7 protein-coding genes are annotated in these 12,355 nt (G+C 49.6%); all 7 read left to right on the top strand.

Annotated elements, in window-relative coordinates; translation table 11 throughout:
- The first annotated feature begins 586 nt into the window (after window positions 1-586).
- The 7 genes from CWM47_RS32875 (at window position 587) to CWM47_RS32845 (ending at window position 12,204) form a co-directional block, all read left to right on the top strand.
- Window positions 587-1,327: an HAD family hydrolase gene (locus tag CWM47_RS32875; RefSeq protein WP_100994154.1), complete on the top strand. Its 741-nt coding sequence runs from the start codon at window positions 587-589 to the stop codon at window positions 1,325-1,327.
- Between the two features lie 80 nt (window positions 1,328-1,407).
- A complete protein-coding gene (locus tag CWM47_RS32870) occupies window positions 1,408-2,556 on the top strand; it encodes a TIGR03364 family FAD-dependent oxidoreductase (protein WP_100992770.1) in 1,149 nt (382 codons plus the stop codon).
- A 238-nt stretch (window positions 2,557-2,794) separates the two neighbouring features.
- Entirely contained in the window at window positions 2,795-5,953 is a 3,159-nt protein-coding gene (locus CWM47_RS32865; RefSeq protein ID WP_100994153.1) for a SusC/RagA family TonB-linked outer membrane protein, read from the top strand.
- 79 nt (window positions 5,954-6,032) lie between these two features.
- A complete protein-coding gene (locus CWM47_RS32860) occupies window positions 6,033-7,628 on the top strand; it encodes a SusD/RagB family nutrient-binding outer membrane lipoprotein (RefSeq protein ID WP_100992769.1) in 1,596 nt (531 codons plus the stop codon).
- Window positions 7,629-7,719: 91 nt separating this feature from the next.
- The gene (locus CWM47_RS32855; protein ID WP_100992768.1) at window positions 7,720-8,634 is read left to right on the top strand and encodes a metallophosphoesterase family protein; all 915 of its coding nucleotides are present in this window, start codon (window positions 7,720-7,722) and stop codon (window positions 8,632-8,634) included.
- Window positions 8,635-8,748: 114 nt separating this feature from the next.
- Window positions 8,749-9,312 (top strand): HD domain-containing protein, encoded by a 564-nt coding sequence (locus CWM47_RS32850; protein WP_100992767.1) that lies wholly within the window; start codon window positions 8,749-8,751, stop codon window positions 9,310-9,312.
- Window positions 9,313-9,417: 105 nt separating this feature from the next.
- Window positions 9,418-12,204, top strand: coding sequence for a bifunctional YncE family protein/alkaline phosphatase family protein (locus CWM47_RS32845; protein WP_100992766.1), 2,787 nt, complete (start codon window positions 9,418-9,420; stop codon window positions 12,202-12,204).
- The last annotated feature ends 151 nt before the right edge of the window (window positions 12,205-12,355 follow it).

Raw genomic sequence — 12,355 nt, 5'->3', positions numbered from 1 at the left:
TCAAAATTTGAGTGTTTTTACTAGATACATAAAGGGTGGAAATCGTTGAAAAGTACAATTGATGCTGATTCAATAATGACTATCCACCATAAATCATTAATTATACTTTTTTAAAAAGTACTCAGTATTTCACACAAATGTATGGGGTTAATACAATTTATATTGTGTGCGTAAGCGATATGAGTCCTTTTTTGTTTGCAAGCGTTACCGCAAACGTTTGCAATAGTTTTGTTGACAAAGAATCTAATCTTTAAAACGTTAAATTTCCATTAAAGAGTTTTTATACAAGCGACTGGACAAGTTCATTGAGCCTTTAGTGACTAAAAACCATATCACTTTAAATTTATATTTAGCTTGATAGAAGCTGTAGAGGACTTTAAAAAAACTGGCTAAGCCTGTTGGGAGGGCTCTTCAATTGAATCAACAGGATAGGGTACTGCACTTTGGCTTGAGCGCTATAAAATTGATATGATCAATAGAACTTATAAATACATTAACTCAATTTATTTATTTCTTAATCCCTGAAAAGTTGGCTGTCCTGAATTTTTCTGTTGATTTGCCTGCGTTTCCTCTCAATTCCCGATCTATGCAACCAATTCAACTTGTAGTTTTTGACATGGCCGGTACAACCGTTACCGATCATCACGAAGTAGAACGGTGTTTTGCCGAGGCCGCCGTCGAGACAGGTTTGTCTGTTACCGATGAGCGGATTCTGGCCATGCAGGGTCTTTCCAAGCGCTACGTTTTTGAAACGCTCTGGAAGGAACAATTGGGCGACGACAGCCCCGAGATTCAGTCGAAAGTCGATATTTCCTACGACGCTTTTCGGCGTATTCTGGAAGAGCATTACCTCACGAAGGGGGCCACACCCACTGAGGGTTGTTTAGAAACGTTTGCGTACCTGCATGAGCGGGGTATAGCGATTGCCCTGACAACAGGTTTCTACCGCGTTGTTACCGATATTATTCTGGGAAAACTCGGCTGGCTTGATGGCCTTAATGGACAGCGGGTAGGTACAGCCAACAGTCTTATACAAGCGTCAATTGCCAGTGATGAAGTGGAGCGCGGCCGCCCATACCCCCAAATGATTGAGCGGGCTATGCGGTTGCTGGGCATTACCAATCCCAAAGCCGTTGTCAACATTGGCGATACCCCCTCCGATTTGCTGTCGGGTCGGGCGGCTGGTGTGGCATTAAACCTGGGCCTGACAAATGGGACGCACTCGCGCGAGCAGTTAGATTCACACCCACATGATTTGTTGCTGGGCTCACTTCGGGAGTTGCCCGCCCTGTTAGACGCCCGGCAGGTATCAGTGATTAATGTATAATGGAAAATGAATAGTGCGATTCCCGAAATCGTCTGTGAACTAATTATTCGTTATACATTATTCATTTTCCATTCTTGACTATGCTTTCTTACGATCTGATTATCATTGGTGCCGGGGCGCTTGGCACGTTCCATGCCTACCATGCCGCCAAAGCCGGAAAACGAGTACTACTCCTCGAAAAAGACCGTTATCCCATTGGGGCAACTGTTCGTAATTTTGGGCAGGCCGTGCCCTCGGGTCTGGCGGGGCGCTGGTTCGAATATGGTCGGCGGAGTCTGGAAATATACCGCGACATTCAGCAGGAAACGGACATAAGCGTACGGCAAAACGGGACTATATATATTGCGTCCGATGCCGATGAATGGGCGCTGGCCAATGAGCTTCATGATCGTTATCAGCAAATAGCCTACACCAGCGAGCTATTGTCCAAGGCGCAGTGTCTGGCCAAATACCCAACCCTGAAGCCTGATTATGTAGTGGGAGGTATTTTCTTTCCGCAGGAAATGAGTGTTGAGCCGGAGCAGATGATTCATCAGCTCATTGCCTTCGTGCAACAGAAGTACACCGTTGATTATCGGCCCGGTTCGGTAGTGATCGACGCCGAGTCAAACGCTGGCGGGGCTACGGTAACGCTGAGTAATCGGCAGCAGTTTCGGGCAGAGAAGGTGATCATTTGCAGTGGCCACGAGGTGCGGTTGCTGTTCCCTGATGTACTGGCTAAGGCGGGTCTGGTGGTTAGTAAATTGCAAATGTTGCTGGCCGAGCCGGTCGCGGGCCTTGACTTGCCCGGCAATATCCTGACAGGATTGACCATTCGGCGGTACGAATCGTTTCAGGAATGTCCTTCTTACGAACGAATAACCGCCAACACGCCTGAACATCTGGCCGAACTCAAAAAATGGGGTATTCATATCCTCTTCAAACAAGCTACCGATGGGTCCATTATCGTTGGCGATTCACATGAATACGCCGAGGCTACGCAGGCCGAAGATCTGGGCTACCATACACAGGATTACATCAACGACCTTATGCTGGCCGAAGCTCGGCGTATTGTTAACTTTCCGTTAACCATCAAAAAAACATGGGCGGGTTTTTACAGCCAGACGAAAGACGAAATCTTCGAATACTCAATAGACGATAACATTCATATTGTGACAGGTATAGGTGGTAAAGGAATGAGTTCTGGGGCTGGCTACGCTGAAAACAGCATTCAACAACGACTGGCATGAAGCTCTGAACATTTTTCCAGATGAAAATATTTGGCATTTCAATATTAAAGCAGAATATATATTCTGCTTTTTTGTTTATATACTGGTAATATATACTTAATATTAAGCCAATATCAAAACAATACTTTTGCGGAAAATTACTTAAGAAAACTAACCTGTCACACGTATGAAGCTCTGTTTACTAACTTCAACGCTATGCCAACGGAAGAACGCAATTCGCGACTATCACCGATTGAGCATGGCGTTTTTATTTTGTCTGCTGACTAGCCTGTCCGCCCTGGCACAAACCATCAGCGGACGGATAACATCGGGTGATGATAACCAGCCACTACCCGGCGTTTCGATCGTTGTGAAAGGAACCAATGCCGGTACCACGTCGCGCGCTGATGGTACATACTCGATCAATGTACAATCGTCCAGCACCCTGACATTCTCGTTTATCGGCTATGCCACCCAAGAAATTGCCGTAGCAAACCGTACTAAACTGGATGTAACGATGGTGGCCGGTGACCGGACACTGACCGAAGTGGTGGTAACGGCGCTCGGTATTAAAAAAGATATTCGGCAAACGGGCGTTTCGATTCAGTCTGTCGACGGTGCTCAACTACTTAAAGCCCGCGAACCAAATGCGATAAACTCGCTGGTTGGTAAAGTATCCGGTTTGACTATTGGTGCATCGTCTGAGCTTCTGCGTCGGCCAAATATTGTTCTGCGTGGTAATACCGATGTTCTGTTTGTGGTCGATGGGGTGCCTATCAACTCCGATACCTGGAATATCAGCGCCGATGACATCGAAACCTACTCCGTCCTGAAAGGCGCGTCGGCGTCGGCGTTATATGGTTTCCGGGGCAAGAACGGGGCTATCCTGATCACCACCAAGCGCGGTACGAAAGACAAACGCGGATTCGCTGTTGATGTGAACACAAGCCAGATGGTCGATAACGGCTTTCTCGCCATTCCTAAAGTACAGGACGAGTATGGCCCCGGCGACCACGGTGTGTATGAATTCGTGGATGGCAAAGGGGGCGGCAAAAACGATGGTGACTATGACATCTGGGGCCCACGCTTCGAAGGCCAGCTGATTCCGCAATACGACAGTCCTGTTGATCCCGTAACGGGCAAACGGACCGGTACGCCCTGGGTGGCGCGTGGTAAAGACAACCTCAAGCGGTTTCTGCAGCCGGGCCTTCTCTCTACCAACAACATATCGGTATCGTCGTCGGGCGAAAAATATGACCTTCGTTTTTCGGTATCGCACAACTACCAGCGCGGTCTGGTGCCCAACACCAAGCTGAACAGCACGACCTTTAAAGTATCGACGGGTTATAATTTCTCGAACCGGCTTCGCTTTGAAGGCGATGTGCAGGTAAACCGGCAGTATACGCCCAATATTCCCGACGTCGATTACGGCCCGAACTCTATGATTTATAACATAGTAATCTGGGGTGGTGCCGACTGGGACGTCGATCAGCTCAAAAATTACTGGCAGCCGGGTAAAGAAGGTACGCAGCAGATTTACGCTGAGTACCAACGCTATAACAACCCCTGGTTTGTGGCGAAAGAGTGGTTGCGGGGGCATTATAAAACTGATATTGTTGGGCAGACATCGCTTAAATACAACATTGCCACCGGGCTCGATCTTTCACTGCGTACGCAGGTATCGACCTGGAACCTGCTTCGGACGGAGAAGTTTCCGTATTCTGCCACCTCCTACGGACGTGAAGAAACAAAAGGCGACTACCGCGAAGACCGCCGGAACCTGCTCGACAACAACACTGATTTGTTGTTAAAGTATGATAAACGGGTAAGCCCGCTCCTGAATATAAACGCTATTGCCGGGGGTAACCTTCGCGTATATAACTACAACTCAAACTACACGTCGACCAACTACCTGAACGTGCCGGGCGTATACAACTTCGCTAACTCGCTCAACCCGGTTATTGCGTCGAACTTCAACTCGGATATGCGCGTGTTGTCGGCCTATTACTCGGCTGACTTTACGCTGAAAGACTTCCTGACAGTATCGACAACGGGCCGGATGGATAAGCTCTCGACTCTGCCAAAAGGAAACAATACGTTCTTCTATCCTTCGGTAGCGCTCAGTACGGTATTGTCTGACTACCTGCGGTTGCCCCAGGCTATCTCGTTCCTGAAATTCCGGGCGTCGTATGCCAATGTGAAAGACGGTCTTACCCAATCGACCATTGGTGTGCCGTCGTTCCCGGTGGGTTATGGACAGCAGTATGCGTCGTCGTATGATGGGCCAACGTATCAGAACGCGGCCGTGTATGCTACGCCCTACACGGTTGGCAACACCCCAACGGCTTATTTCACCAACGCCCTCAATAACCCGAACATCAAACCGAACAGCACCTCCCAAACAGAGGTTGGTCTGGATGTGCGTTTCCTGAATAACCGCCTTGCTTTCGATGCGGCTTATTACATCAGCGACGATGGTCCACGTATTTTCAACCTCCCAATTTCTGAAACGACCGGCTACTCATCGGCGCTGGTAAACGGTATCAAAACCCAGAAAAAAGGGATTGAACTGTCCCTGACAGGTAAGGTGCTGCGTAGCACCAACGGTCTCAACTGGGATGTTCTGGCGAACTGGTCGACCTATAAAGAGGTATACAAAGATTTCTATCCGGGCGTAACGGCGCTGAACACCTTCTTTAAAGTAGGCGACCGTACGGATAAGTACTACACGTCGACGTTTGTGCGCGCCCCCGATGGGCAGATTATCAATGATGCGGGTGGAAGACCCATCCGGACAACCGTTGCCCAATATGTAGGCAATATCAATCCAGATTGGGTATTTGGCCTGAACAACCGCTTTAGCTACAAAAACCTGACGTTCAGTTTCCAGGTCGATGGTCGTGTTGGAGGGGTTATTTCTGACTACATCCAGCAAAAATCATATGCTGGTGGCCGGATCATCAACACCGTTCAGGGCGATATGGGCGTGGCCCGTATTAATGACACGAAAGGCATTAAATCGTACCTGGGCGAAGGTGTTCAGGTGAGTAACGGCGCCAGCATCAACTACAATTCAGATGGGTTCGTGACAAACTACGCTGAGCTGCAATTTCAGCCAAATACAACGAAGGCTTTTTTACAGGATTACATTGCCCGGCGCTACGGATTTGATGGCGGAAATATGATTAGCCGTTCGTTTGTCAAACTCCGCGAAGTTGTGCTGGGCTATTCTCTGCCACAAACATTCATTAGTCGGTTGGGTGTCAAACAGGCGTCGGTTTCATTCGTTGCCCGGAATCTGCTCTACTTTGCCGAGAAGAAAGACATCGACATCGACCAGTTTACAAGCGGTGGTCGTTCGGATCTGCAAACACCAACGACACGGCGGTATGGTTTTAACCTGAATCTGACTTTTTAACTAATGAACAATGCAAAATGGATAATGTGATGACGAATCATTATTCATTGTCCATTCTGTATTATACATTCTTTACATCATGAAACTGAACAAATTTATTCTCCCTATACTGACAATTACGTTACTGTTAACCAGTTGCGAAAAGTCATTCGATGAACTCGAAAAAGACCCCAACAGGCCAGTGAATGCGCCAGCTTCACTCGTGCTGAAGGGCATTCTGAACGATATGTACAATAGTGGTAACAGCCCATCCGGTTTTTCGGGCGTTACCAATACTCCCTGGGGCGCAGAACAGCGGTACAACCAGTTTTATGCCAGTAATTATGATTATTACGCAACCAACGAGTATAACTGGACAACCACGAGCCTGAATTTTTTCACACTGAAAGATGTGGTGAAAATGGAGCAGGAAGCCAAGCGGGCTGGTGCTGCCGATGTAAACCCATACTCCGCGTTGGGCAAGTTCTTTCGGGCGTATTTCTACGAAAACATGACCCGGCGCGTGGGCGATATTCCGCTCACCGATGCGCTGAAAGATTTGGCTAACCTAACGCCGAAATACGATTCGCAGAAGGCCGTTTATGCCCAGACACTGAAATGGCTGGACGATGCCAACACTGATCTGGCGGCTATCATCACGAAAGGTGACAACACACTGGCGGGCGATTTTTACTTTAATAACAATCTGCGGCAGTGGCAGAAAACAGTGAATGCCTACCGGATTCGTGTGCTGATCAGCCTGAGTAAGAAAGAAGGGGATACCGATCTTGCCATTAAGCAGAAATTTGCCGAGATGGTTGGCAATTCGACCAAGTACCCACTGCCAACGGGTATGAGTGATAACCTGCAGTTTATTCACAACAGTACCCAGAGTAAATACCCGCGCAATCAGGATAATTTTGGTCAGAATGCTACTCGTGAAAATATGGCCAAAACGTACGTGGATTTATTGGTAGAGCGTAAGGATCCGCGCCTTTTCGTCGTTGCCGAACCTGCTTCAGCGAAGATTGCCGCAGGTCTGAAACCAACTGATTTTGCTGCTTTCGTCGGTGCTTCGTCGGGAGAAGATTTGCAGGATATGGCCACCAAAGTGCTGAAAGGGGAGTATTCTTTCCAGAACCGGAAGCATTATTACACATCCTACGTGGGCGAACCTGTGTTTATCATCGGCTATCCTGAACTGATGTTCAACATTGCTGAGGGAATCAACCGGGGTTGGGCTACGGGCGACGCAGCTTCTTATTACCAGAAAGGTATTGCCGCATCAATGGAATTTTACGGCCTGAAAGATGGAGCTAATACCGTAACGTTCTCGCGGGATGGGGGTATTTTTAACTTCGATAACTACACTGTTAACGTGAGCTTTGCTGATTATTTAGCGCAGGCATCGGTAAAGTATGCGGGAAATAATGCTACGGGGCTGAGTCAGATTTTAACACAGAAATACATCGCGTTCTTCCAGAATTCGGGCATGGAAGCATTTTATAACCAACGCCGGACAGGTGTTCCAACTTTCCTGACGGGCGTAGGAACAAGCAATAGTGCGCGGATTCCGAAACGCTGGTTATACCCACAAAGCGAGCGGACAACCAACGAAGTGAACCTGAAAGCCGCCCTCACCAGCCAGTATGGTGGCAATGATGATATAAACGCCACCATGTGGGTTTTACAGTAAATTCGTAGTACCGGGCGTTCCGTCTGGCTGTTGAACGATTAATCAGACCTATAAGGGTATAAAAAACCTTATAGGTCTTTTTCCTGAACGTATGAACCGCAGAACCCTCCTCAAATCAGCGGCTTTATTGCCCGCAATCGCTACTGAAACAGCGATTGCGCCCAATCTGGCCCGCAAACGTTCCGTCCGTTTCGCTTACCTCGGCGATACACACATTACACCCGAAGTCAAGCCCATCGATAGTATCGCCAAATGCTTTCATCATGCGCAGAATCAGGCCGACAAACCATCGTTTATCCTGCATGGTGGGGATGTGATCATGGACGCGCTGGCAGCAGACCGCCAGAAAGTACAGCAGCAATGGGACGCCTGGAATAAACTCGTTAAAGCCGACAATTCTCTGCCCATCGAGTATTGCATTGGTAACCACGACATCTGGGGATTCGAAAACGCCAAGAGCGATTTGCAGTATGGGAAAAAATGGGCCATTGACCAGATGCAGATAAGTGGCCGTTACCGGAGCTTCGATAAAAATGGCTGGCACTTTATCATCCTCGATAGTGTGCAGCCCAAACCCGATGGCAAGTGGTATACGGGTTACATTGATACCGGGCAAATGGATTGGCTGAAAGCTGATCTGGCCAAAACCAATCCGAAAACACCCATTCTGGTTCTGTCGCACATACCGATCTTCAGCCCGACGGGTTTTTTCAGTGAGACGAACGTAAAAGAAGGTATGTGGAACATATCGGCTGGCCTGGTACTTGCCAACACCCCCGACCTACTGAAGTTGTTCTATCAGTACCCTAACGTAAAAGCAGCGCTGAGCGGTCACATGCATTTGCTCGACCGGGTTGATTATAACGGCGTTACCTACCTTTGCAATGGAGCCGTTAGCGGTAACTGGTGGAAGAGTGATGTTTACCAGCAAACGAAAGCCGGGTATGCCCTCATCGACTTGTACGACGACGGAAGTCTGGAACGAACGTATTTATCCTACATGTAGTGCCGGACGTCCCGTCCGGCCGTTAAGCCTGTTTGCCTGGCACTTACTGGCGACAGAAGTGGATCATTCTTTCACTACCAAATATCCTCCCGGGCGGGACGCCCGGTACTACAGATGCAAGCTATTGCCAATCTCTTTGCTCAGGGCGGTGACGACGCCTATTTCGGTGAGCCGATTACACAACTCGAACACGCCCTCCAATGCGCCCAACTAGCCGAAGAAGCGGGTGCCGATGACGACACCATCGTGGCCGCTTTCCTGCATGACATTGGCCACCTGATGCCGCCCGATATGGTAGTTGGCGGCTCCACAATGGGCTATATGGATGGCTACGGTACCGTCGACCACGAACGCCTGGCGGCCGATTACCTACGGGAGCGGGGGTTCTCGGAGAAGGTAGCACAATTGATTGAAAATCACGTGAATGCCAAGCGGTATCTGGTCTTTAAGAACCCTGCTTATTTCGCCCGATTGTCGGAAGCGAGCTTAAAAACGCTGGAATTTCAGGGTGGGCCGATGACAGCGGCAGAGGCATTATCATTTGAAACGAATCCCTATTTCAAGGGTATTTTGTTAATGCGGACCTGGGATGAACAGGCAAAAATCCCCGGCTTGCCAACGCCGGATATAAATTATTACATGTCCATCGTCGAACGCACTGCCAATCGGGTTGATTAGGGTTGTGTGCTGTACGGCCCCGTGTGGCTACGATTTTGTACAACGGAGTGGTACTCCGTTGTACAAAATCGCCAATCACCTTTCATTTTGTTCATCAATCTTGATATGAAGTACCTTTCCGTTTTTACACTTCTTCTGGTATCTGTTTATGTCTCGGCTCAATCCGTCCGAACCCCTGCGGTACTCGCCAAGGCAAAAACATACACAACGGTACAGGTGCCGGGAAGGACTGAGTTTTGCAAAATAGACGTTAACGGAAAGTCTGTGCTGCCAAGTGGCCGATACGTAACACCGGCAGGTCAAACGATTCGGATTGCCAATGACCCCTTTGGACTGGCGATCTCGCCCAATGGACAACGAGCAGTTGCCCTGCACGATGGCATACTAACGGTCTTTAATTTAGCTGACTTAAAGGCTACCCGCATTCCTGATTATGCCGGTGAAATTCCGCCTGCGTTGAAAGCCGGTTCGTTTCTGGGTGTGGCATTCGCCACTGATAATCACACCGCTTACCTGAGCAATGGCGACAAAGGACGGGTACTTATTTTCGATACGGGAAAACTTCGAACCATCGACAGCATTAACCTCGATGGCAATGGCTACACCGACAGCTTTACGTCGGACTTATTGCTGAACGGCAACGAACTCCTTGCGCTCGATCGAGCCAATTTTCGGATGGTACGCATCGACCTGGCGACAAAGCGCATCACGGCTTCGATTCCTACCGGCCGTCAGCCTTTCGGCCTCGCCATCAGCCCCGACCGCAAACTGGCTTTTGTGGCCAATGTCGGTTTGTATGCCTACCCTAAGGTGCCGGGCGTAACCAAAACCAACGGCGATACAATGGCACTAAAATTTCCACCTTATGCCGCGCATACCAAAGAGTCTGCCGAAGGGGTTGAGGTGGAAGGGCGACGGATTCCGGGACTGGGCAGCCCGTTGGCCGACGAAGCCATGAGCGTCTGGACGGTGGATTTAGGGACAAACAAAGTTGTTTACAAGGCCAAGACGGGGGTGCAAATCGGCGAAATGATCGAAGAAGCCGAAGTGGTGGGTGGTTCATCGCCCAACTCGGTAGTTGTGGGAAGCCGGTACGCTTATGTGTCGAATGCCACAAACGACAACATTTCCATTCTGGATTATAAACCCGCCAGCCGGTCGGCCAAACGACTGGTGGGCACTATTTCGCTCAAAGTTGACCCGAAACTGGACCGCTACCGGGGCCTGATGCCTTTTGGAATGGCGCTTACCAAAGATCAGAAAACGCTGTATGTTGCCTTGCTGGCGCTCAATGCGGTGGCTGTTGTAAATGTTCAAACACGTAAAGTTACCGGACTCATTCCAACAGGCTGGGGGCCGACTCGTGTGGCATTGTCGCCCGATGAAAAGACCGTTTACGTTGTATCAGCGCGGGGACACGGGGCGGGACCAAACGGGGGAGCTACGTTCGTAAAACCACCGCAGGGAACGTATATCGGAGATATTCAGCTTGGCACGTTTCAGGCTGTTCCCGTCCCGGATGCGGCTCAGTTGGCAACCTACACAAAGCAGGTTTTGGCGAACACCTACGAAACCGTTATCCTCACCGACGATGGTCGGAACCCACTGCCGGTATTGCCCAAAACCCGCCAATCACCCATAAAACACATTGTCTACATTACCAAAGAAAACCGGACCTACGATGAAGTACTGGGTCAACTCGGGAATGCCAATGGCGATTCGACACTAGCGCGGTTTGGCGAGGGAGTGACCATTAAAACCCGGATTTCGACCAGTCGTGGGACCAGTGGCCGAACAACGGATAAGGCGATAGATAGCGTGCGCGTTATTAATGCCGACGTTATGCCCAACCACTTACGGGTGGCCCGGCAGTTCGCTTTTTCCGATAATTTCTACTGCGATTCTGACGCTAGTATTCACGGTCACCACTGGATGCTGGGCACGATTCCCAATGAGTGGGTTGAGGCCAATGCAGCCTCGGCGGGCCGCTTCGATATGGATTCAAAAGCACCGGGGCGTCGGTTTCCCAAGGCGTCGGGCGCCATTGACCCCGAAGATTATAATGAATTTGGCGGGCTCTGGGAAGCCTTCGAGCGGAACAAGGTTTCGCTCTACAATTTCGGGCAGGTCAATGAGTTTGCCGGGAATGTAGAAGAGTGGACAACGACTCAGTTTGGGGCGGCCCAATCGGTGGTATTTCCCATGCCGAAAGCTGTGTATCCGCACACCTCCCGCGACTTCGCGGGTTACAATACCAATGTGCCCGACCAGTACCGGATGGAGCAGTTTGAGCGGGAATTTACCGCCAAATGGATAAAGGGAAAAGAGAAAATGCCGCAATTTGTGACGATGCAGATTCCCAACGACCACGGTGCTGGTCCTCGTCCGGATTTCGCTTATCCGTATCTGCACTCGTACATGGCCGATAACGATCTGGCGGTTGGCCGGGTACTGCATTTTCTGTCGCGTACCAAATACTGGAAAGACATGCTCGTCATTATTACCGAAGATGACCCGCAGGGGGGCGTCGACCACATCGATGCGCACCGATCGGTATTGCTGATGGCCGGGCCGTATGTCAAGCGTGGTTATGTGTCGCATACCCACGCCAACTTCGGTTCTATCCTGAAAACGATGTACAACATCCTCGGTGTTCCGTACGTCAACCAGTACGACCAGACGGCCTCTCTTTTACAGGATTTCTTTACTGATAAACCCGATTTCAAACCCTACAATGCGGTACTTCCCGATGTTCGGGTATTTGATCCGAAAGCGGCTATGAAACCCTACAAAAAAGTCTTCGACTGGCGGAAAATTCAGAAAGGCCCCGAAATGGACGACCGCGCCGACCAACGTGCCGAACATTACCGCCAGCAGAATGGCGAGTATTAATTGTAGTGCCGACCGTCCCGGTCGGGTGTGACACCAGTAACGTCATATACACCCGACCGGGACGGTCGGCACTACTTGCTGGCCAGTCATTCTTTTGGCCAGCAAGGCCGATTTTGTTTTATCTTGCGTTCTTGTGAATCCTATGTGATAC

The organism is Spirosoma pollinicola (assembly GCF_002831565.1).
Classification (GTDB): domain Bacteria; phylum Bacteroidota; class Bacteroidia; order Cytophagales; family Spirosomataceae; genus Spirosoma; species Spirosoma pollinicola.
The sequence above is the reverse complement of the archived record's forward strand: the minus strand, read 5'-3'. Positions and strand labels throughout refer to the sequence as shown.

Excerpts from the sequence above, each read along its gene's own strand:
- CWM47_RS32875 (WP_100994154.1), top strand. The coding sequence starts at position 587 with ATGCAACCAATTCAACTTGTAGTTTTTGACATGGCCGGTACAACCGTT.
- CWM47_RS32870 (WP_100992770.1), top strand. The coding sequence starts at position 1,408 with ATGCTTTCTTACGATCTGATTATCATTGGTGCCGGGGCGCTTGGCACG.
- CWM47_RS32865 (WP_100994153.1), top strand. The coding sequence starts at position 2,795 with ATGGCGTTTTTATTTTGTCTGCTGACTAGCCTGTCCGCCCTGGCACAA.
- CWM47_RS32860 (WP_100992769.1), top strand. The coding sequence starts at position 6,033 with ATGAAACTGAACAAATTTATTCTCCCTATACTGACAATTACGTTACTG.
- CWM47_RS32855 (WP_100992768.1), top strand. The coding sequence starts at position 7,720 with ATGAACCGCAGAACCCTCCTCAAATCAGCGGCTTTATTGCCCGCAATC.
- CWM47_RS32850 (WP_100992767.1), top strand. The coding sequence starts at position 8,749 with ATGCAAGCTATTGCCAATCTCTTTGCTCAGGGCGGTGACGACGCCTAT.
- CWM47_RS32845 (WP_100992766.1), top strand. The coding sequence starts at position 9,418 with ATGAAGTACCTTTCCGTTTTTACACTTCTTCTGGTATCTGTTTATGTC.